Genomic DNA, 20,823 nt, shown 5'->3' on the forward strand with positions numbered 1-20,823 from the left:
TGGTAAAAAATAAGCCAGAGATTGTTATGATCTCTGGCTTTCATCGGTTGTATCAATCAATCTGTGTCCAGATAGCTGATTAGCGCGGGCTAACTGTCACCGTGCTGCCACTGGTGGCGAGCATAACGCGCTGACCAACGCTAAAGCGGGTTGGGCCTTGTTTCTGTACCACCAGAATAGTGGTGCCATCATCTTTACGGACTTCAAGTTGCACGCCGTCAGTACGGTTTATTGCACCCTGAACCCCTTGTCCTGCCATACCGCCCGCCACTGCACCGGCTGCTGTCGCCAGGCTACGGCCCGTGCCGCCACCGACAGTATTCCCAAGGAAACCACCCAAGACAGCACCACCGATAGCACCTATGATATTGTTGTCATCACCGCCTTGAATAGTGACTGGACGAACTGAAAGTAAGGTACCGTAAGTCACTGTTTGTACTTGCTTCGCTTGTGAGGCCGTAAAAACATCACCCGATAAGGTATTGTTGTTGGCACAACCGGTCAGAGTCACCGCAGCAATAGCAACGACGATTAATGGCTTGATCATAAAAACTCCTATTAATATGCATAACCGTATGACGGTTCAGTCTGCCTGGTATATCCAAATCCAGTCCATTGACGGCCTAGTATTTGCATAAAGTATGGCTTACTCAAATATTTATTTCACTACTTAACGTATGTTGACTGTGTGTTTGATTGTTTGACCACTCTAATAGGAACGCAGCTTAGCGGTTTATCCTTCAACCAATATTAAACGGCGGTTTAACTTTCTGAAAGTAAGAAATATCGCTGCCATAACTCATACTGTCAGGATGAGTGACTTTTATGTGAGCCTTCTTGCAAATAAAAATCATTCTTTAAGACATGGCCCTATAGCGGTATACACTTAAAAAAGTATATCTTTTCATGATGTTAATTTTATTATTCTGACTTGGCGTCTGCCAAGTCTCATGGTTATTTTGCCCCTCAGTGGGAAATAAGGTCATTGCTATGAAATCAGGCCGTTTTATTGGAGTGATGTCAGGAACCAGTTTAGATGGCGTCGATGTTGTGCTGGCCGCCATTGATGAGCGCATGGTGGCTCAGCAAGCCAGCCATTGCCACCCGATGCCGTTATCGCTGAAAAATGACATTCTCGGTATGTGCCAAGGGCAGTCGACCACGTTATCAGCCGTGGGGAAACTCGATGCTCAACTCGGGATATTATTTGCCGAGGCGGTGCTGGCGCTATTGGACAAACAGGGGCTGACAACCCAAGACATCACGGCGATTGGTTGTCATGGGCAAACGGTGTGGCATGAACCGTTGGGCGAGCCTGGCTTTACCATACAGTTAGGTGACAATAATCGCATTGCAGCCATGACAAAGATTGCCACCGTTGGGGATTTTCGCCGCCGCGATATGGCCTATGGTGGGCAGGGTGCGCCTCTGGTGCCCGCTTTCCATCATGCATTACTGGCCCATGCGACTGAGCGACGCATGGTTTTGAACATCGGTGGCATTGCGAATTTATCGCTGCTGTTACCTGATTTACCGGTGCGCGGTTTTGACACTGGCCCCGGGAATATGTTGATGGACGCCTGGATTTGGCGCAACCGCGCATTACCTTATGATAAAGATGCTGCCTGGGCGCTGTCAGGGCGGGTTAATCAACCGCTACTGGAGCTGTTGTTCAGTGACCCATACTTTGCCAAACCGGCCCCGAAAAGCACCGGGCGTGAGTATTTCAATGCTGGGTGGCTGGATAAGCAATTGACTCAATTTCCGGGCCTAAAATCTGAAGATATTCAGGCGACACTTGCGGAGCTGACCGCGCTTTCCATTGCTGAACAAGTCCAGTTGGCTGGGGGCTGTGAGCGGTTGCTGGTTTGTGGTGGTGGGGCCAGAAACCCCTTGGTCATGTCGCGGATGTCAACATTATTGCCCGGCACCGAAGTGTGTGTCACGGATGATTTTGGCGTCAGTGGCGATGATATGGAGGCGCTGGCATTCGCCTGGCTCGCATTTCGCACCTTATCCGGTAAACCGGGTAATTTGCCCTCAGTGACCGGGGCTAGTTGCGAGACCATTTTAGGAGCAGTCTATCCTGTATCGTTACGATGACGGTGCTAAGCTATCTGAGATGATGGTGGCTTATTGATGCAATAAGGACGGCAAAGTGAAATATTTATTGACAGTGGGCGCAGTGCTGGGCGTGAGCGCCGTATTTATGTTGTCGGGCTGCAGTTTGGTGCAACCGAAGAGTGAAACGTTGCATTACCAATGTGGCACCACCAAACTGAAAGTCATGCAGGATAATAAACAAGACAAAGTCAGCTTGATTTTAGATGGTAAACAGCTGAATTTGCCACAAGTGCGCGCGGCATCTGGGGCTAAATACAGTGATGGGCGTTATACTTTCTGGTCAAAAGGAAATACCGCTTTTGTTGAACGTGACGAAAAAGTCATTATCAATGACTGTGTTTTGATCAAGTAATCAGGCGGTTGTCGGCTCAGGGTGATTGTGATTCTGCGGCTGCAAGGGCAGAATGATAATCACTGCTTTCCAGTGCGTAACAGAGCTTATATGACTGACAATAATGAATTTGATGTTGCAGATTTGCGCCGTGAATATGTTCGTGGCGGCCTGCGCCGCAGTGATTTAACCGAAAATCCATTGGAATTGTTTGAGCGCTGGCTAAAGCAAGCTTGTGATGCGCGCTTGCCTGATCCGACGGCCATGTGTGTGGCCACCGTTGATGCGAGTGGCCAGCCATATCAGCGCATTGTGCTGCTAAAACACTATGATGATCAGGGTTTGGTGTTCTACACCAACTTGGGCAGTCGTAAAGCGCAGCAATTAGCTGAAAACCCGCATATTAGCTTGCTATTCCCCTGGCACATGCTCGACCGACAGGTCATTTTTCTGGGGCAAGCTGAGCGCCTGTCCACCCTCGAAGTGCTGAAATACTTCAGCTCCCGCCCCAAAGATAGCCAGATTGGCGCGTGGGTATCCCAGCAATCTTCACGGATCTCCGCGCGTGGCGTGCTGGAAAGTAAATTTCTTGAGTTGAAGCAAAAATTCCAGCAAGGTGAGGTTCCGTTGCCCAGCTTCTGGGGTGGGTTCCGGGTTAAATTCGACTCGGTCGAGTTTTGGCAAGGGGGCGAACACCGTTTGCATGACCGTTTTATCTATCAACGGGATGCCAAAGCATGGAAAATTGACCGTTTAGCCCCGTGAAGATGATGAAATAATTGTGGTTAAACCTAGCGCTCGCGGGACGGGCGCTTTATTCTATACCTTCCTTGAGCACCCCTCGTAAAATACAAATTTTGTACCAGACAATGTTTGGTAAAAGACAATGGAGTCGTTGATGACCAGCAGCAACCTGATTAAACAATTGCAAGAGCGGGGCCTCGTTGCCCAGGTGACGGATGAAGACGCGTTAGCAGAGAGACTGGCGCAAGGGCCAATTTCACTGTATTGCGGGTTTGATCCGACCGCAGACAGCTTGCATTTGGGCCATTTGGTTCCGTTGTTGTGCCTAAAGCGTTTCCAACTGGCAGGGCATCGCCCGGTTGCTTTAGTCGGTGGTGCGACCGGTATGATAGGTGACCCCAGCTTCAAAGCCAGCGAGCGTAAGCTGAATACGGAAGATACCGTGAATGAGTGGGTGGAGAAAATCCGCCGTCAGGTGTCCCCATTCCTGGATTTTGATTGTGGTGAAAACAGCGCGATTGCCGCTAACAACTACGACTGGTTTGGTGGCATGAATGTGCTGACTTTCCTGCGCGATATCGGCAAGCACTTCTCTGTTAATCAGATGATTAATAAAGAGGCGGTAAAACAGCGCCTGAATCGTGACGATAGCGGTATTTCATTTACTGAGTTTTCCTACAACCTGTTGCAGGCTTATGATTTTGCTTGCCTGAATAAAGCACATGGCGTGGCATTGCAAATTGGCGGTTCTGACCAATGGGGCAATATTACCTCCGGTATTGATTTGACTCGCCGTCTTCACCAGCAGCAGGTTTATGGCTTGACTGTTCCACTGATAACCAAAGCCGATGGCACCAAGTTTGGTAAAACCGAAGGTGGTGCTGTGTGGCTTGACCCGCAGAAAACCAGCCCTTACAAATTCTACCAATTCTGGATTAACACCGCGGATGCTGATGTTTATCGCTTCCTGAAATTCTTTACTTTCATGAGCTTGGAAGAGATAAACGCGCTGGAAGACGAAGATAAAAACAGTGGCAAAGCACCACGTGCGCAGTATGTGTTGGCAGAAAATGTCACCGGCATGGTGCATGGGGCGGAGGGGCTGGCGGCAGCTAAGCGCATCACTGCCAGCTTGTTCTCGGGTGATTTACATGAGATGACCGAAGCTGACTTTGCTCAGTTAGCCCAAGACGGGATGCCCACTATCGAATTGAGCCGTGAGGCAGATTTGCAACAGGCTTTGGTTAATGCCGAACTGGTTCCCTCCCGTGGTCAGGCGCGCACCATGATTAGCTCCAATGCGGTGGCTATCAATGGCGAGAAGCAATCAGATCCGGAATACACTTTCACTGAGAGTGACCGGTTATTTGGGCGCTATACCTTATTGCGTCGTGGCAAAAAACATTATTGCCTGATTAGCTGGCGATAAGAGTAAAAGAAATAAGGGGCGAAAATGTCCCTTATTTTTTTGCTGATGGGTTATTCACTTTAGGCCGTGTCAATGAAAAATATACTTTCAATTCAGTCACATGTTGTTTTTGGCCATGCAGGTAATAGTGCGGCTGAGTTTCCTATGCGCCGGATGGGGGTGAATGTCTGGCCGCTAAATACCGTGCAGTTTTCGAATCATACTCAATATGGACACTGGACGGGGTGCGTCATGCCTGCCAACCATCTGACTGAAATTGTACAAGGTATTGCCGATATTGGTCGGCTGAAAGATTGTGATGCAGTATTAAGTGGTTATATTGGCTCCCCTGAACAAGGCGGCCATATTTTGGCGGCTGTCGCGCGAGTCAAACAGGCCAATCCCAGTGCTTGGTATTTTTGTGACCCGGTCATGGGGCATCCTGAAAAAGGCTGTATCGTGGCCCCCGGGGTGGCGGAATTTTTCTGTAAAGAGGCTTTGCCGGCCAGCGATATCATTGCACCGAACTTGCTTGAGCTGGAGCAACTCAGTGGTGTGCGGGTAGAAAATGTTGAGCAAGCCGTTAAGGTGGCCCGTGACTTGTGTGCTAAAGGGCCAAAAGTGGTGTTGGTTAAACACTTAAGCCGCGCCGGTTATAACCCAGACTGTTTTGAAATGTTGTTGGTGACAGCGCAGGATGCTTGGCATATCAGCCGCCCGCTGGTGGATTTCGGCGCGCGCCAGCCGGTGGGGGTAGGTGATTTGACCAGTGGCTTATTATTGGTGAATTTACTCAAAGGTGAACCATTAGATAAAGCGCTCGCCCATGTGACTGCCGCAGTATATGAAGTCATGCTGAAAACTCAGGAGATGGGTGAGTATGAACTTCAGGTGGTTGCAGCACAGGACGCGATTGTTCATCCTGCCTGTCAATTTACGGCGACGAAATTATAATCTATCGCTCAAGTGCCCCGCAAGCAGGGGCACGGTCAGTAAGCTAATCCATTATTTCTTGGCATCTTCTGCGGCGAGGGCGGCTTTGACTGCCGGGCGCTCAGCCACACGCGCCATAAATTTATCTAAATGGCTACGTTGTTTAATATCAAGTTTCAGCGCATTTGCCCAGCGGGTCACGGTAAATAAATAGGCGTCAGCCACACTGAATCTTGAGCCTAACAGATAATCATGTTTTGCTAATTCGCCATCAACATAGCTAAATTGTTTATCCAGGCGCTCACGGGCCATGGTTTTATATTCATCGGGTGTTTTAGGATTAAACAGTGGGCTGAAACCTTTATGTAATTCAGTCGCCACGAAGTTTAACCATTCAATAGCATGATAGCGAGACAGAGTTCCTGGTGGGGCAATTAGGTGGCGATCAGGGACTTTATCGGCCAGATATTGCACAACAGCCACCCCCTCAGTGAGTAGGCTGCCGTCATCGAGCAACAGCGCAGGGACTTGTCCTTTTGGGTTGATGCTTAAATAGTCTTCACCCGTTTCCGTTTTTTTCGTCGCCAGATCGACGCTTTCAATACTGAAATCTAACCCCGACTCACGTAATACAATATGTGGGGATAAAGAGCAGGCACCGGGTTTATAGAACAATTTCATCACAAACTCCTTAATCAAGCACTGAAAGAAAAAAGCTTCCTTAATCCTAAGGCGGGCAGACAAAAAATGCAGCCAGAGCAATGTAATATCATTATGCACTATATAAGCTGTTGGCCTACAGTGGCAAATTGTCCCACTGTAGACCATCCATGACAGTTATTTTAGTCAATGGATATCAATTATTACCGTGGTGGACGTGTGCTGATAGAGGAAGACCAGCTAAAGGTGGTGGTGCTTGGGGCGGTTTTTTTGGTTTTTTTGTCTACGCGGGTTAATTTGGCGACTTGTGCGCGGGCGCTCATGATTTTTTCTATTGCTTCGTCTTTCACTTTATTTTGTTCTGAGTTAGTTAATGCCCTTCCTAAATTGATTCTGGCCCTATCGAGTTGCGTTTTGACGTCGCGTTGCTCACTTTCGGTCATTTCTTTTAATGTCAGCTTTTTCATTTTTTTTGCCTTGTTTGCATCAGTCTTACACAGTGTACAACCTTATTCTGTGCGGCGATGTAAGAGATTGCGATCTAGGCGACATTAATCACGATAAAAGCCTGTTACTGCTGCCGTCAAGCACAATAGGCCCGCTCTGCGCGCACTGACACAGAGCGGATGCAGTAGTATGTGACGGTGTCACAATAATCGTGAGCCATACCCCCATAGTAAAACGGTCAGGCCAAGCAGTAATTCTAACACCAGGACGCCAATGGCAAAGGTGGAGCCGGAGAAGATAAAACCCTCTTGCCGGTCAATATTCAAGAAGGTGGGGATGGCCAAATACATCAAGTAACCGGCATAGCACAGTGCGATAACGCCGACCAATAAACATAACCAGATAATCGGGTAGAGGGCGACAACCCCGGCCAAAAACATCGGGGTGGCAGCATAACCGGCAAATAGTGTACAACTTTGCCAGCTCGGGCGGCTTTCATAGCGGCGGGCCATCCAGTAAATCACCCGGCCCATCAGGGCGACGGCGGCCAGAATCAAAACATAGAAAATCACCGCGGAATAGAGCGCGGTAACGGGCGTCAGTTTTATGGTCTGACCATCACCAAAATTCCAACCCACTTGAGTGGTGCCGATAAAGGCACAAATCACCGGAATGGCCGCCATCAGAAGAATGTGATGCGCATACATATGGCGTACGCTTTCGCCCTCACGTTTGATCTGTTGCAGCTCTCGGCCGGGGTGGGTCATCAGGCCCCAAACATGGTTTATCATACATCACCTCCTGTCAGTTATCGGCCACCAATAACTGATTAATATCATCCTGATATGCCCTCAGGATAAGGGTTAGCACTGTGCGGCCTAAGAAAAGTATAGTTTATTTTTTGCGCACTAATAATGTGAAGCAGTTCGCATTAATAAGGCGGGCTATATGTATAGCTTCAGCAAATGTTTAAGATAAATGAGTGACTTAATAACGTTACTTTTAATAGGAGCTGGCTATGGGTATTCAGGGAAATGATAGTCGAATCGACAACATAGAGTTTGCTGTGAGTGATATTGCTCGCACGAAGGATTTCTATGGCAAGGTTTTCAACTGGCGCTTTACTGACTATGGGCCGCAATATTGCGAGTTTACCGATGGCCGGCTGACCGGCGGTTTCACCACCCAGAGTGTGGTTCAGCCCAATGGCGGGCCGCTAGTCATTCTGTATGCCGATGATTTGCAACAGATGCAACAGCGGTTAGAGGAGGCCGGAGCCGCCATTGTGGTGCCTATCTTTGCTTTTCCGGGCGGACGACGTTTTCACTTTACCGATCCCGATGGGTATCAGTTGGCCGTTTGGTCTGATAATTGACGGTGTGAATCAGAAACAAAAAAGCGCTCCCGAAAGAGCGCTTTTGGTGAACGGATGATTAAATCGCGGCGGCAGATGAGGTTTTTTTGCTCTCCGCTGGCGCTAAGGTCATACGATACAGTTTAGGGGCGGTTAACATCATCAGCACGGCGATGATGGCGGTCACAATACCAATTTGCATAAACACATGGCTGTAGATAGCCAGTGATGCATGGGCGTCAGTGATATCACTCGGGACGGCGGTTAAGGCGGCCACTTTACCGGCAATCAGGGCGGCGGCGGCGGTGGTCAGGAACCATGAGCCCATGATGAAGCCCATCAAGCGCTGCGGCACTAACTGCGCAACCATCGCCAGACCCAAGCCAGAAATCATCAATTCCCCAATACTTTGCAGTGCATAGCTCAGAATCAGCCAGTTGACAGAGACAATCCCGTGTTCGTTAGCGAAGCTTGCGCCCCATGGCAAGACCAAGAATGCTGCAGAGCAAAGCACCATGCCGAAAGCAAATTTGTGCGGCATTGGCAGCCGGTCGCCCATTTTGTTATAGATAGCGGCCAATATTGGGCTGGCAACCATGATCCAGAATGGGTTCAGCGCCTGATACTGTTCTGGTTCGAAAGCAATACCAAAGATTGAATGCTCAACGTTGTGAATAGCAAAGAAGTTCAGCGAGGTGGGCATTTGGCTATACAGCACAAAGAACACCACGGCTTCCAGCATCAATAGGAACGCCACAATCATTCTGCGGCGGGCGGTGCCGTGCAGAGAAAATGTCTCTTTGGCAAAGATAAAGATAATGCCCAGAGAAACCAGCGCCAGCGCCCAGCGCGCAACAACTTGGTTGTGCAGCAACCAGCTCGACAGGGTGACCAGAGCAACCACACCAACCAGCACCAGCAGTAATTTTTTAATCTGCAATGGCGCGAAGTCAGGTTTAGAACCCTGGCTTTTCACCCACTTACGGCAGAACCAGAAGTTCACCAGAGTGATGAGCATCCCCACCACACTCAGAGAAAATGCCACACTCCAACCATACTTAGCGGCTAACCATGGTGTCGCCAGCATAGAGAAGAACGAACCGATATTGACGGACATATAGTACATGGTGAATGCACCGTCCAAACGCGGGTCGTCTTTGTTATAGCAAGTCGACAGCAGGGAGGACGGGTTAGCTTTAAACAAGCCATTACCCACAGCAATGGTCGCCATGCCCAGATAAACCCAGAAAATATCATGGCCGGAGTAGGCAATCATCGAATAACCGACTGCCAGTGTCAGTGCACCCAGCACGATAACGCGCTTCGCGCCAAGAACTTTATCCCCTAACCAGCCACCAATGGCGACAAAACCATAGACCAGGGCGCTGAAAGAGGAGAATAAGGTTATCGAATCGGCTTCGCTCATCCCAAGCATTTTTACCAGATAGACGGCCATGATCCCTTGCAGGCCGTAATAACCAAAACGCTCCCAAAGCTCGATTGAGAAAATCAGGTAAAACGCTTTTGGTTGCTTGAAAGCATTCAGGCTGATTTCGGGTTGACTGTTATTGGGTGGTTGTTGATTGTTGTTTGCTGTTGACACGGAAACCTCTGTTTTCACTACCTGACATAAATGACAGAAAAGACAAAAGTGAATGCACGAAATGGCATCCTTTTGCGTTGTTATAAGATGTTTAGCGGCGGTTAATGTTCACTATCTTTGTCAATGAGACAAGTCTTTTGTAATGTTCTATTACATATATCTCTATCAGCGCGATAAAACTATGTTGCAAATGTTATGCAGTATTAACGCTTATGTTTTTGCTATTTGGCGAATTTTTGTTTTGCTTAAAAGCTGAGCTGATTTTGTTTAGTGATATATTCTGCTATTTGGCTGTTGAGTGGTTAATATTGTTATCTGTAGATGAATAACCAAACCAATATTGTGCTTATTGCGAAAAGCCTGAAATTATCCAAAATGCGCTCAAATGTTAATCAATCGCAGGGCGGAGTTTAACCATAAACTGCAGGAGGTTCACAACGTTGTGTAAATTTTTAGCCGCAAAAAGGCCCATAGCGCAAAACATTGCATAAGGGCACAGTGGTATACTGGTTATCATCATGAAAACCTGAGATTGTGTATGGATATCAAGCAACTTATCTATCTCTGTAATTTAGAGCGCGAGCGGCACTTTGGCCGAGCGGCTGAAGCCAGCTTTGTGAGTCAGCCGACATTGTCGATGCGCTTGAAGAATCTGGAGCGGGAGCTGGGGGTTGCACTGATAAACCGTGGCAATAATTTTGAAGGATTTACTGCGGAAGGTGAACGGGTTTTAGCCTGGGCAAGGGAAATTGTCTCTGTTTATCAAGGGTTGAAACTGGAAATCGAATCGCTAAAAAATGGTTTGAATGGCACCTTGCGTATTGGCGTGGTGCCGCAATGCAGTATCTCATTGGCACCGCTGCTAAAAAATGCCAGCGAGCGCTATCCCCAGTTGGACTATCAGGTATCGGTGTTAAGTGCGGATCAGTTGCTGGAGGCGCTGACTGGCCATTCAGTTGATGTGGGCATGGGCTTTTTTGAATTAGCCACATTGAATGGGCTACATTTTCAAACGCAATCCCTGCTTGATCGCGGGGTTGATGTCATCTTCCACCCGCAACATTTCCCCCAATTGATGGGCACTGAAGCATTAACATTGGCTCAAATTGCCCCATTGCCACTTTGTCTGGCAGAACCTAGCCGCTATTTTCGCCGCTATCTGGATAATAGTTTTCGTGATGCGGGTCTGTCATTGCATGCCCGGCTGGAAAGCGCGTCTATATTTCAGTTACTGCAAGGGGTTTTTGTCGGGCTGGGTTGCGGCCTGTTTCCACAGGGCAGTTTGCTGGCGGAGATGTCGCCGGCGCTACAGCGCAGGCCCGTGAATATCCCCAAGATGAGCCGGCATGCTGCGGTGGTGGTGGCTGAACCAGGGCGGGTGACGCCGCTGGCCCAGCACTTCTTTGATGTCACCCAGGCGTGGCTGACTGCCCACGAGGCCTAAAGAGCGGCGGTCATCAAACCGTTCGCCCTAAAGTGTGGCGCAGGCGGTTGACCCAGCCTGCCGAGGCGACATGGAAGATAATACTGAGTAGCTGCCTATCACTGAGGCCCAGAGCCTGTAGCGGCGCAATATGTTGCTGGCTAAAGCGCTCTGGAGCACGGGTCAGTTCGGCGGTGAGCTGAATAAGTGGGTGGAACATGTGGTTCTGGGGCGGTATTGCCAGCGCATTATCAATCCCTGACTGCAGCGCGGCTAAGAACGCGGTATTTGCTGTCAGTTGCCGCCAATGATGTTGATGTTTGGCTTGGCAGTAGCGGCTGCCATTGATGCGCGCACTGGCCAGCGACACTAACTCCAGCCAATCAGAGGGCATGTGCTGCGGGCGAGATAGCCGGGTGGTTATCGCGCGATAGGCTTGGAAACTCGCTTGATGATGTGCCAGTAACTGATTGAGTGTGATCTCGCTCTGCGCCGGGGAATCTGGCCCGGCCACCGGCTTGTTTTCCTGCCGTGAGGGCAGCCAACCTTGCCAGTGCGGCTGACTTTGCGACACCGGGTCTGATGGTGCATCTTCCATCCGCGGGAAGCCGGGTAGTATGACGGTCGGATAGCCAGCTTGAGCAGAAAAGCCCGCGACCACGCGGGCCTGGAATCCGACAAAACCAATTATCTGCGATAAAACAATAATATCGCTATCCGTGAGCCCCACATCGGCCAATTGCTGGAGTGCATGCCGGTCAATTAATGTCGGTTGGCTGGCGAGTTGGCGAGCATATTGCGTGATTTGGGTGAGCCGGATATTGCTTTCCCGCGAGGCATCGGGGCTGGAAAGTGGTGTGAGGCGGGCAGCATAGTGGCTACATAAGCGCTGAATGCCGGTCACTTGGGCGACGGTTAGGGCGCTGCTCAATCTGTCATACAGCGAAAATGTATTTTCACGATTTAGGTCAACAACCGGAGGGAACAGCGCCTGATACATGGCATCTGCCGCAGATAATATCGCGGTGTGGTGGTGCAAGGTGTCATCTAATACAGTGGGAATATTATTAGCTAAGCCCAGCAGAAAAATACCCTGTTCGATAATATTTCCCTCCTGATAGGTATTATCGATATCACCGCTATTTCCTGTGTTATTTTCGCCCGCCCCGCATGTTGCCAAAGCCCGGCCACTGCGCTGAGTCTCATGATACCAATGCGCATTATCTTGCCGTCTAAATTGCACCATAGTGACCTCCGTTAGGGGCAGCAACACGCCAAAGTTAAAGGTGGATGAGTCACCACCGCGCTAGGTGATTGGTGTGGATAAATGAGCAAGAGGGTGGATATTGTGGTATCTGGCAGGCAGTTATGCAGAGTGTGAGGGGTCAACATCAGCGAGATATCCTGTTGTTTTATGGAGTGAACACAGTGGATATCATTGCTGATCGAGTTGGCGAGATAAAATAATGTTAAACCATAATTCATAACTAAAAGTAATAACATATTATTATATATAACAAAAATGTCGTTACGTTAGTTGATAACTGGCTAAAGGGCGCGGGTAAGAATAAAAAATCTGCCAGTAGACTTAGATAGCAAATGCAAAGTTAATGGTTGTTGAACCATCAATCTGAGTATCTTCAGTGACCGGGCCATTCATGGTGGCAGCCCCTGCTAATACAGTATGGACAGCAATATCAATACTAAAGGTTTTGCCCGCCTTTAATGAATTGTCTGCATTAGACCAACCCTGTGTGTAATTTTTGTACATTCGTGATGTGGTAGTACAATTAGGTTCTGCACCAGACTCTGGCGGGCCATCACAGCGAATATTTGCAGAGACGTTATCGACCTTGGGGTTTGTCATCAGGAACGTGTAGTAGCCAATTTTGCCTGTACCATTAACAAAACCCAAACCATAATTACCGCCTCCGGTAGCACTTTCAGACCCACTGCGATTATCCTGTACTGTATAGGTGAGATAAGTCTCGGTATCACAGGTCGTGACCCACGTTTTTGTCACTGTCGGCAAGGCGGTGGTGGTCGTGCCGGATTTTATATTGGTGGCTGAAATTTTGCCTAAATCATAAACACCATTATCAGGCGCGATGACCGTACAAGTAGGGACACCCAGTTTTCCTTTGACCTTTAAGTCAGCTGTCGGCGTGGCCGCCTGTGTTGCAAAAGATAAAACTACCGGTGCAAGCAGCATTAATTTGGCGATATATGCTTTCATATAATAATGTCGAATATGGCAATAATCCGACAGCTCCCCAATAAGGTTAAAACTAAAGTTAAGGGCCAAAATATTCTTTTAGCCCTTATGCCGTAAATTGATATTGGTGCGGATTAGATCCCGAAAGCGAAATTCATGGTCATTGAACCATCCAGTTCAGCATCTTCCGTGATTGGACCGCCCATCGTGGTGGTGCCAGCCAACATTGGGCTCACTGTGATATCAGCCACAAACACTTTACCGGTGCTCTGGGTGTTAGCCGCAGATGACCAACCGGTGCGCAGACCAGTGGTCAGACTGGCTGTTGTTGCTGCTGCAAACGTTGATGATGCAGAAGAGAACAAGTTAGACGCTTTGCCGTCTACAGTGCCGTTCTTAATCAGTGCAGTGTAGTAACCGATTTTGCCGGTCGTGTTCACATTACCCAGGCCAAAGTTAGTGGTGGCAACAGCACTGGCAGATGCTGCGCGGTTATCGACGGGCATGAAGTTCAGATAAGTATCAGCATCACAGGTCACCGTCCAAGTTTTCGTCATTGGGGTCAGCGCAGTCGTGGCTGTGCCTGATTTCACTAAAGATGAAGACAATTTACCGAAATCATAAACACCTTCATCTGGAGAAGCGACGGTGCAGCTTGGAACAGTCAGTGTACCGATAACTTTCAATTCAGCTGTCGGAGGAGCGGCATGTGCTGCAGTCATACCCAGAACCAGAGAAGATAAAACAGTCAGACCAATCAGTTGCTTTTTCATGTGTAAGATATCCAAATTCATAATGTAGGGTAAATGAAGATTTGTCTGTCAGCATGTGGATGTAAGCTCTATTTTGAGTTTCATCAAAACATGATCTAGATCAATTTATTTCGTTGGAGTGATTAAACAATAAACAGGCGTGGGCGTATATCGGAATGGAAGTGGACTTGATGTAAGAATATTCCTACGAAATTTTTATCTTATTAAATCCATTATTATCAATGTGTTAATTGTGAAATTAATGCTCAGAAATAATCATTTTTGATGGATCCGAGTGACGAAAAAAGCGGGAGATGGGTATCTGTTTGCTCTACCGCCATCGTGAGTCAGTTATCCTCGATATGAGGGAGAAAATACACGCTTATTAGCATTGGTGTATTCTCTTTTATTTGTGAAAAAATACTGTTATCAATAAAACCAAAACAAAAAATAAGGGCCGAAATAATATTCCGGCCCTTATTCACTATTAATTTGTCTTCGCGGTAATTAGATCCCGAAAGCGAAACTCATGGTCATTGAACCATCCAGTTCAGCATCTTCCGTGATTGGACCGCCCATCGTGGTGGTGCCAGCCAACATTGGGCTCACTGTGATATCAGCCACAAACACTTTACCGGTGCTCTGGGTATTGGCCGCAGATGACCAACCGGTGCGCAGACCAGTGGTCAGACTGGCTGTTGTTGCTGCTGCAAACGTTGATGATGCAGAAGAGAACAAGTTAGACGCTTTTCCGTCTACAGTGCCGTTCTTAATCAGTGCAGTGTAGTAACCGATTTTGCCGGTCGTGTTCACATTACCCAGGCCAAAGTTAGTGGTGGCAACAGCACTGGCAGATGCTGCGCGGTTATCGACGGGCATGAAGTTCAGATAAGTATCAGCATCACAGGTCACCGTCCAAGTTTTCGTCATTGGGGTCAGCGCAGTCGTGGCTGTGCCTGATTTCACTAAAGATGAAGACAATTTACCGAAATCATAAACACCTTCATCTGGAGAAGCGACGGTGCAGCTTGGAACAGTCAGTGTACCGATAACTTTCAATTCAGCTGTCGGAGGAGCGGCATGTGCTGCAGTCATACCCAGAACCAGAGAAGATAAAACAGTCAGACCAATCAGTTGCTTTTTCATGTGTAAGATATCCAAATTCATAATGTAGGGTAAATGAAGATTTGTCTGTCAGCATGTGGATGTAAGCTCTATTTTGAGTTTCATCAAAACATGATCTAGATCAATTTATTTCGTTGGAGTGATTAAACAATAAACAGGCGTGGGCGTATATCGGAATGGAAGTGGACTTGATGTAAGAATATTCCTACGAAATTTTTATCTTATTAAATCCATTATTATCAATGTGTTAATTGTGAAATTAATGCTCAGAAATAATCATTTTTGATGGATCCGAGTGACGAAAAAAGCGGGAGATGGGTATCTGTTTGCTCTACCGCCATCGTGAGTCAGTTATCCTCGATATGAGGGAGAAAATACACGCTTATTAGCATTGGTGTATTCTCTTTTATTTGTGAAAAAATACTGTTATCAATAAAACCAAAACAAAAAATAAGGGCCGAAATAATATTCCGGCCCTTATTCACTATTAATTTGTCTTCGCGGTAATTAGATCCCGAAAGCGAAACTCATGGTCATTGAACCATCCAGTTCAGCATCTTCCGTGATTGGACCGCCCATCGTGGTGGTGCCAGCCAACATTGGGCTCACTGTGATATCAGCCACAAACACTTTACCGGTGCTCTGGGTATTGGCCGCAGATGACCAACCGGTGCGCAGACCAGTGGTCAGACTGGCTGTTGTTGCTGCTGCAAACGTTGATGATGCAGAAGAGAACAAGTTAGACGCTTTTCCGTCTACAGTGCCGTTCTTAATCAGTGCAGTGTAGTAACCGATTTTGCCGGTCGTGTTCACATTACCCAGGCCAAAGTTAGTGGTGGCAACAGCACTGGCAGATGCTGCGCGGTTATCGACGGGCATGAAGTTCAGATAAGTATCAGCATCACAGGTCACCGTCCAAGTTTTCGTCATTGGGGTCAGCGCAGTCGTGGCTGTGCCTGATTTCACTAAAGATGAAGACAATTTACCGAAATCATAAACACCTTCATCTGGAGAAGCGACGGTGCAGCTTGGAACAGTCAGTGTACCGATAACTTTCAATTCAGCTGTCGGAGGAGCGGCATGTGCTGCAGTCATACCCAGAACCAGAGAAGATAAAACAGTCAGACCAATCAGTTGCTTTTTCATGTGTAAGATATCCAAATTCATAATGTAGGGTAAATGAAGATTTGTCTGTCAGCATGTGGATGTAAGCTCTATTTTGAGTTTCATCAAAACATGATCTAGATCAATTTATTTCGTTGGAGTGATTAAACAATAAACAGGCGTGGGCGTATATCGGAATGGAAGTGGACTTGATGTAAGAATATTCCTACGAAATTTTTATCTTATTAAATCCATTATTATCAATGTGTTAATTGTGAAATTAATGCTCAGAAATAATCATTTTTGATGGATCCGAGTGACGAAAAAAGCGGGAGATGGGTATCTGTTTGCTCTACCGCCATCGTGAGTCAGTTATCCTCGATATGAGGGAGAAAATACACGCTTATTAGCATTGGTGTATTCTCTTTTATTTGTGAAAAAATACTGTTATCAATAAAACCAAAACAAAAAATAAGGGCCGAAATAATATTCCGGCCCTTATTCACTATTAATTTGTCTTCGCGGTAATTAGATCCCGAAAGCGAAACTCATGGTCATTGAACCATCCAGTTCAGCATCTTCCGTGATTGGACCGCCCATCGTGGTGGTGCCAGCCAACATTGGGCTCACTGTGATATCAGCCACAAACACTTTACCGGTGCTCTGGGTATTGGCCGCAGATGACCAACCGGTGCGCAGACCAGTGGTCAGACTGGCTGTTGTTGCTGCTGCAAACGTTGATGATGCAGAAGAGAACAAGTTAGACGCTTTTCCGTCTACAGTGCCGTTCTTAATCAGTGCAGTGTAGTAACCGATTTTGCCGGTCGTGTTCACATTACCCAGGCCAAAGTTAGTGGTGGCAACAGCACTGGCAGATGCTGCGCGGTTATCGACGGGCATGAAGTTCAGATAAGTATCAGCATCACAGGTCACCGTCCAAGTTTTCGTCATTGGGGTCAGCGCAGTCGTGGCTGTGCCTGATTTCACTAAAGATGAAGACAATTTACCGAAATCATAAACACCTTCATCTGGAGAAGCGACGGTGCAGCTTGGAACAGTCAGTGTACCGATAACTTTCAATTCAGCTGTCGGAGGAGCGGCATGTGCTGCAGTCATACCCAGAACCAGAGAAGATAAAACAGTCAGACCAATCAGTTGCTTTTTCATGTGTAAGATATCCAAATTCATAATGTAGGGTAAATGAAGATTTGTCTGTCAGCATGTGGATGTAAGCTCTATTTTGAGTTTCATCAAAACATGATCTAGATCAATTTATTTCGTTGGAGTGATTAAACAATAAACAGGCGTGGGCGTATATCGGAATGGAAGTGGACTTGATGTCAGAATATTCTTACTAGACTATTTTTCTAGCGGCTTAATGTATTGGGAATAACCTTTAGTGATTTAAAACTCAAGGGCACCATTCTCTGGCGGCCCCTGAGCATTAGACGAGTATTAACGTGTGACAGGAAGAACAACTTCCGCTTGCACAAAACCGTAGCGGCTCAGTGGGGTGACTTTCACTGAAGTGGGTGAAGACTTAATCGGGAATTGTTTGCTGGTGCCCGGCATAATATACGGGTTACCCAGTGGCACCACTTCATTACTCGGGACTAAAACCACCTGCGGGCCGAGGCGAACAACATGTTTACCCGGGTTTTTAATGGTCAGATTATTGCCGGATGCGGAGAAAACCAGCTCCTCCCAAGGATTTTTAATCTGGGGGACGGCATTGGGTTGGATCAAAAAGCCGATTTCCTGGCGGATAGGCATCACAGTCGCATTGCCCGGCACTTGTTCAACCCCTTCAAATGCAGCTTTGAGCAATACTTCGCTGTCCAGCACGGTGCCTTTTTTCAGCACAAAGTTAACTTGCTGACTTTGGCCGGCATCAATGCGTGTCACTGGTGGTGAAATCAAAATCTGCTTACTGAAATCTTTGCCATCAATATCAATCAGTTTTGTCACCAGCAAAATAGGGTTGGCCGAGGTATTATCAATGGTAAAACTCGCGCGCCCCTCGCTTTCTTTTAATATGACGGTGGTACTTTCTAATTTGAATGATGCATAAGATGCCACACTCCAGCAGCTCATCAGCACCAGTAAATTGAAAACAAGAAATGCTTTAACACGGTTAAATACTGTGCTGCTTGCCACCGTATTTAATCGGCGCTGACTGACAATCATATTTTTCATAATTCATCCTGTATCTGGAATATCGGCTGACTTTCTCTTTGCTGACCCTGACTCATATTAATGGCAAACCGCATCAGCAACTTCATACAATGTATCCGGGTCAAATTTCTCCGGCTCCACGTAACTCACAATACACTCCCCACTGTTCGCGGCCTTAACCCGCAGCGTGGCACCAATTGTATTGTTTTCCAACATAAAATTACCATCCCCAATCAGGGTGCCCAAGAAATTACCTTTGGCATCCAACACATTGGCCCCGACAGGCATCGGTTCGCCGCGACTGTTACGGATGGTCAACAGCAACTGGCGCATTTCTGTCGCCTCAAAATTGCGAGTCGCGACCGAGCCACGGCTCATCATCAAATCGGCACTGGTACTGTTGAGCCGCACATTCAGGGGCAATGTTTTGGTGCTGATTTGGGCCTTGGATGCACTATAAGGCATTACTGATGGCAACAGCGCTGTGCCAGCATAATCGGTTATGGACATCCCACTACTCGGTGATGATACCCGTAAATTTGACTGACTCGGCACGTTCACTATTGCAAAGGTGTCACCAATGGCCGATGCCGAAGTCGCAAAGGTATTGTTCGCGTAAGCCATTGAACCACTAGATGCCAGATACGCAGAACGACTATTGTTATTGGCCTGAGAAATCCCACCCGCTAGTTGTGAATAGGCTGTTTTCACATTCATTGCGCCATTAACCCGTTGCTGATTATTACCGCCCGTTACCCCCACGGAATACCCTTTGTTATCACCCCAAGCCCCTTGATAAGTGCTGCCCAGCGTCGTATTACCATTATTACGTTGCATCCGGCCAGTGAGAGATCCATTACCCAGTGGCATACTAAGTCCCAAATAGACAGCATTGCGCCCCTGTGAACTTGACTGAACACTCAACGTGGTGGTCACTCGGCCAAATTGTTCACTGGCGGAAAACGTATGGGAGACACTGTTCTCTGCCTGATAATACATATTATTAGACAAAACATAGGAAAATGCGCCCCAGCGAGGATGGGCCCAGGTCACGGCTGCTGATGTGGCATTTTTCAGTTTGCCAACGGACAGGTCAGCCAAATTATTACCGCCACTTAGGGCATTATCAGGTGACCAGTAATTGCTTGATTCGTAAACCGTCGATAAAGACGCACTCAGGTTGCCGTTAATAGACACCTGATTTTGTAATCCGAGTTGGTAACCTTGTCCGGCACCTTGGGTATTGGTATAGCTAGCGGTGGCTGAAATCCAAGCACTCTCAAACCCGCTGTATAGATTTTGCGCACTGATATTTTGATAATCTGCAGAAAGCAGCCCAGCGGTAGTGACCTGAAATGCATTCGCCGGACTAAATGCCATCTCGCCAGTTGCCAGTAAGGGAGACTTGCTTTCACTGCCACTGAGATTGTCGCGATAGCGACCCAGTGCGAGCTGGTAGGTTGTCGCTTGTTGTTCAAAATTGGGATCAAGGGCGTTCGCTACGGTAAAATGTTGCTGGGTGCCGTCTTCTTCAATCACATCAACATCCGTAGGGACACCGCTGGAGAAATTGCTGATATTGGATAATGAGAATGGGCCCGGTGCCACCACGGTGCGGTAAATAACCCGCCCACGCTGGCGAATTTCGATAGTGGCGTTGGTGTTGGCAATCCCTTCAATGGGCACAACCAGTTGGGTGTTATTGAGTTGGGCATTATCGGAATAAAGCTGGGCACCCATCACTGGCAGACCAGAGTATGTATTGGCGACTAGGCCAAATTCCCCCAGCTGCACCACCGATTTTAAGGATTCGACGGCACGTAATGCGTAGGTTTCTTGATTATCATAATGACCCACGCCCTGATTATAATTATAAGAGCCCCGGTTACGTACCACCCAGTTATAAAGGTTGATACCCGGCTCGAATTGCCCTTGAAATAAATTCAGATTGTCGTTGCTGTTCTCAATACGCTGGCCGAAAATATTATAATTAAGCAACAGGGCGTGACCGCCTTGTTGATATTCACTGCCCTCCAATTCAGGGTCAAAGGCTTCCTGCGGTAAGGTCATTTCCACGCGAAACTGGCCGGGAAACAGCTTTACCACGACACCGGGCCACAGAGTTTCAATATTTTCACAACTATCGTCGTCACTGTCTTTATGACGTAATTTCAGTGTCATCAATAATTTTCGGTCGGCACATAACTGACCTTCATTGCCAAATGTGGCTTCCGTGCGATAGGTTTTGCTGGCATTAATAATAATGGTGACGTCATGCTGACCGGGCAAAAATTTATCCTGCCCGCTGAAAAAATCGGCTAATTCTGCTGAGTAGCCCAGCCCCTCTAGCGTTTTTATATCAAATGCTACCGCGCCCTCTTTTGTCGCGGACATAGCCGTGACAGGGAGGAGGGGAAGCAGGCAC

At 47.6% G+C, this 20,823-nt stretch carries 20 protein-coding genes; 7 read left to right on the forward strand and 13 right to left on the reverse strand.

Annotated features, from left to right (window positions below; all coding sequences use genetic code 11):
- Positions 1 to 79: 79 nt before the first annotated feature.
- Positions 80 to 547, reverse strand: a complete 468-nt coding sequence (locus tag D5F51_RS08100; protein WP_025378367.1) for an outer membrane lipoprotein — start codon at positions 545 to 547, stop codon at positions 80 to 82.
- A gap of 443 nt (positions 548 to 990) precedes the next feature.
- Between D5F51_RS08100 and anmK the strand changes: the two genes are divergently transcribed.
- The 5 genes from anmK (at position 991) to pdxY (ending at position 5,561) form a co-directional block, all read left to right on the forward strand.
- Positions 991 to 2,103, forward strand: coding sequence for an anhydro-N-acetylmuramic acid kinase (anmK, locus tag D5F51_RS08105; protein WP_087769604.1), 1,113 nt, complete (start codon positions 991 to 993; stop codon positions 2,101 to 2,103).
- A 106-nt stretch (positions 2,104 to 2,209) separates the two neighbouring features.
- Complete coding sequence (locus D5F51_RS08110) at positions 2,210 to 2,476, forward strand: MliC family protein (protein WP_186368147.1); 267 nt, start codon at positions 2,210 to 2,212, stop codon at positions 2,474 to 2,476.
- Between the two features lie 90 nt (positions 2,477 to 2,566).
- Entirely contained in the window at positions 2,567 to 3,220 is a 654-nt protein-coding gene (pdxH, locus tag D5F51_RS08115) for a pyridoxamine 5'-phosphate oxidase (RefSeq protein WP_025378364.1), read from the forward strand.
- 133 nt (positions 3,221 to 3,353) lie between these two features.
- Positions 3,354 to 4,628 (forward strand): tyrosine--tRNA ligase, encoded by a 1,275-nt coding sequence (gene tyrS / locus D5F51_RS08120; RefSeq protein ID WP_129196101.1) that lies wholly within the window; start codon positions 3,354 to 3,356, stop codon positions 4,626 to 4,628.
- 72 nt (positions 4,629 to 4,700) lie between these two features.
- Complete coding sequence (pdxY, locus tag D5F51_RS08125; protein WP_129196102.1) at positions 4,701 to 5,561, forward strand: pyridoxal kinase PdxY; 861 nt, start codon at positions 4,701 to 4,703, stop codon at positions 5,559 to 5,561.
- Between the two features lie 51 nt (positions 5,562 to 5,612).
- On the opposite strand, the gene gstA is transcribed toward pdxY, so the two are convergent.
- The 3 genes from gstA to D5F51_RS08140 form a co-directional block, all read right to left on the reverse strand.
- On the reverse strand, positions 5,613 to 6,221 hold the full coding sequence (gene gstA / locus D5F51_RS08130; RefSeq protein ID WP_025378361.1) for a glutathione transferase GstA: 609 nt from the start codon (positions 6,219 to 6,221) through the stop codon (positions 5,613 to 5,615).
- 182 nt (positions 6,222 to 6,403) lie between these two features.
- Positions 6,404 to 6,667: a DUF3811 domain-containing protein gene (gene yjbD / locus D5F51_RS08135; protein ID WP_087769602.1), complete on the reverse strand. Its 264-nt coding sequence runs from the start codon at positions 6,665 to 6,667 to the stop codon at positions 6,404 to 6,406.
- Positions 6,668 to 6,847: 180 nt separating this feature from the next.
- Positions 6,848 to 7,438 (reverse strand): Yip1 family protein, encoded by a 591-nt coding sequence (locus tag D5F51_RS08140; RefSeq protein WP_087769601.1) that lies wholly within the window; start codon positions 7,436 to 7,438, stop codon positions 6,848 to 6,850.
- A 227-nt stretch (positions 7,439 to 7,665) separates the two neighbouring features.
- On the opposite strand from D5F51_RS08140, the gene D5F51_RS08145 reads away from it, so the two are divergent.
- Positions 7,666 to 8,022, forward strand: coding sequence for a VOC family protein (locus tag D5F51_RS08145; RefSeq protein WP_129196103.1), 357 nt, complete (start codon positions 7,666 to 7,668; stop codon positions 8,020 to 8,022).
- A gap of 58 nt (positions 8,023 to 8,080) precedes the next feature.
- Here D5F51_RS08145 and dtpA read toward each other — a convergent pair whose 3' ends face one another.
- Complete coding sequence (gene dtpA / locus D5F51_RS08150) at positions 8,081 to 9,604, reverse strand: dipeptide/tripeptide permease DtpA (protein WP_162301709.1); 1,524 nt, start codon at positions 9,602 to 9,604, stop codon at positions 8,081 to 8,083.
- A 538-nt stretch (positions 9,605 to 10,142) separates the two neighbouring features.
- Between dtpA and D5F51_RS08155 the strand changes: the two genes are divergently transcribed.
- The gene (locus D5F51_RS08155; protein ID WP_100273920.1) at positions 10,143 to 11,048 is read left to right on the forward strand and encodes a LysR family transcriptional regulator; all 906 of its coding nucleotides are present in this window, start codon (positions 10,143 to 10,145) and stop codon (positions 11,046 to 11,048) included.
- Positions 11,049 to 11,061: 13 nt separating this feature from the next.
- Here the strand turns inward: D5F51_RS08155 and D5F51_RS08160 are convergent, their stop codons facing one another.
- From D5F51_RS08160 to D5F51_RS08200, 8 genes are all read right to left on the reverse strand, one after another.
- Complete coding sequence (locus D5F51_RS08160) at positions 11,062 to 12,273, reverse strand: CMD domain-containing protein (protein ID WP_129196104.1); 1,212 nt, start codon at positions 12,271 to 12,273, stop codon at positions 11,062 to 11,064.
- A gap of 342 nt (positions 12,274 to 12,615) precedes the next feature.
- The gene (locus D5F51_RS08170) at positions 12,616 to 13,263 is read right to left on the reverse strand and encodes a DUF1120 domain-containing protein (protein ID WP_129196106.1); all 648 of its coding nucleotides are present in this window, start codon (positions 13,261 to 13,263) and stop codon (positions 12,616 to 12,618) included.
- Between the two features lie 113 nt (positions 13,264 to 13,376).
- A complete protein-coding gene (locus tag D5F51_RS08175; protein ID WP_129196107.1) occupies positions 13,377 to 14,015 on the reverse strand; it encodes a DUF1120 domain-containing protein in 639 nt (212 codons plus the stop codon).
- 486 nt (positions 14,016 to 14,501) lie between these two features.
- Positions 14,502 to 15,140 carry a DUF1120 domain-containing protein gene (locus D5F51_RS08180; protein WP_129196108.1) on the reverse strand — a complete coding sequence of 213 codons (639 nt, stop codon included), beginning with the start codon at positions 15,138 to 15,140 and terminating at the stop codon, positions 14,502 to 14,504.
- 486 nt (positions 15,141 to 15,626) lie between these two features.
- The gene (locus D5F51_RS08185; RefSeq protein ID WP_129196108.1) at positions 15,627 to 16,265 is read right to left on the reverse strand and encodes a DUF1120 domain-containing protein; all 639 of its coding nucleotides are present in this window, start codon (positions 16,263 to 16,265) and stop codon (positions 15,627 to 15,629) included.
- Between the two features lie 486 nt (positions 16,266 to 16,751).
- The gene (locus D5F51_RS08190) at positions 16,752 to 17,390 is read right to left on the reverse strand and encodes a DUF1120 domain-containing protein (protein ID WP_129196108.1); all 639 of its coding nucleotides are present in this window, start codon (positions 17,388 to 17,390) and stop codon (positions 16,752 to 16,754) included.
- Positions 17,391 to 17,678: 288 nt separating this feature from the next.
- Entirely contained in the window at positions 17,679 to 18,419 is a 741-nt protein-coding gene (locus D5F51_RS08195; RefSeq protein WP_129196109.1) for a fimbria/pilus chaperone family protein, read from the reverse strand.
- 57 nt (positions 18,420 to 18,476) lie between these two features.
- Positions 18,477 to 20,792: a fimbria/pilus outer membrane usher protein gene (locus tag D5F51_RS08200; RefSeq protein WP_206197190.1), complete on the reverse strand. Its 2,316-nt coding sequence runs from the start codon at positions 20,790 to 20,792 to the stop codon at positions 18,477 to 18,479.
- Positions 20,793 to 20,823: the final 31 nt, after the last annotated feature.

The sequence above is a fragment of the Yersinia hibernica genome, assembly GCF_004124235.1.
GTDB lineage: Bacteria > Pseudomonadota > Gammaproteobacteria > Enterobacterales > Enterobacteriaceae > Yersinia > Yersinia hibernica.

What these genes read in the sequence shown, in the direction of transcription:
- D5F51_RS08110 (WP_186368147.1), top strand. Translation starts at nt 2,210, where the DNA reads ATGTTGTCGGGCTGCAGTTTGGTGCAACCGAAGAGTGAAACGTTGCAT.
- anmK (WP_087769604.1), top strand. Translation starts at nt 991, where the DNA reads ATGAAATCAGGCCGTTTTATTGGAGTGATGTCAGGAACCAGTTTAGAT.
- D5F51_RS08160 (WP_129196104.1), bottom strand. Translation starts at nt 12,273, where the DNA reads ATGGTGCAATTTAGACGGCAAGATAATGCGCATTGGTATCATGAGACT.
- gstA (WP_025378361.1), bottom strand. Translation starts at nt 6,221, where the DNA reads ATGAAATTGTTCTATAAACCCGGTGCCTGCTCTTTATCCCCACATATT.
- tyrS (WP_129196101.1), top strand. Translation starts at nt 3,354, where the DNA reads ATGACCAGCAGCAACCTGATTAAACAATTGCAAGAGCGGGGCCTCGTT.
- D5F51_RS08145 (WP_129196103.1), top strand. Translation starts at nt 7,666, where the DNA reads ATGGGTATTCAGGGAAATGATAGTCGAATCGACAACATAGAGTTTGCT.
- D5F51_RS08175 (WP_129196107.1), bottom strand. Translation starts at nt 14,015, where the DNA reads ATGAAAAAGCAACTGATTGGTCTGACTGTTTTATCTTCTCTGGTTCTG.
- pdxH (WP_025378364.1), top strand. Translation starts at nt 2,567, where the DNA reads ATGACTGACAATAATGAATTTGATGTTGCAGATTTGCGCCGTGAATAT.
- D5F51_RS08140 (WP_087769601.1), bottom strand. Translation starts at nt 7,438, where the DNA reads ATGATAAACCATGTTTGGGGCCTGATGACCCACCCCGGCCGAGAGCTG.
- pdxY (WP_129196102.1), top strand. Translation starts at nt 4,701, where the DNA reads ATGAAAAATATACTTTCAATTCAGTCACATGTTGTTTTTGGCCATGCA.
- D5F51_RS08170 (WP_129196106.1), bottom strand. Translation starts at nt 13,263, where the DNA reads ATGAAAGCATATATCGCCAAATTAATGCTGCTTGCACCGGTAGTTTTA.
- D5F51_RS08190 (WP_129196108.1), bottom strand. Translation starts at nt 17,390, where the DNA reads ATGAAAAAGCAACTGATTGGTCTGACTGTTTTATCTTCTCTGGTTCTG.
- D5F51_RS08200 (WP_206197190.1), bottom strand. Translation starts at nt 20,792, where the DNA reads ATGTCCGCGACAAAAGAGGGCGCGGTAGCATTTGATATAAAAACGCTA.
- yjbD (WP_087769602.1), bottom strand. Translation starts at nt 6,667, where the DNA reads ATGAAAAAGCTGACATTAAAAGAAATGACCGAAAGTGAGCAACGCGAC.
- D5F51_RS08195 (WP_129196109.1), bottom strand. Translation starts at nt 18,419, where the DNA reads ATGAAAAATATGATTGTCAGTCAGCGCCGATTAAATACGGTGGCAAGC.
- D5F51_RS08185 (WP_129196108.1), bottom strand. Translation starts at nt 16,265, where the DNA reads ATGAAAAAGCAACTGATTGGTCTGACTGTTTTATCTTCTCTGGTTCTG.
- D5F51_RS08155 (WP_100273920.1), top strand. Translation starts at nt 10,143, where the DNA reads ATGGATATCAAGCAACTTATCTATCTCTGTAATTTAGAGCGCGAGCGG.
- D5F51_RS08180 (WP_129196108.1), bottom strand. Translation starts at nt 15,140, where the DNA reads ATGAAAAAGCAACTGATTGGTCTGACTGTTTTATCTTCTCTGGTTCTG.
- D5F51_RS08100 (WP_025378367.1), bottom strand. Translation starts at nt 547, where the DNA reads ATGATCAAGCCATTAATCGTCGTTGCTATTGCTGCGGTGACTCTGACC.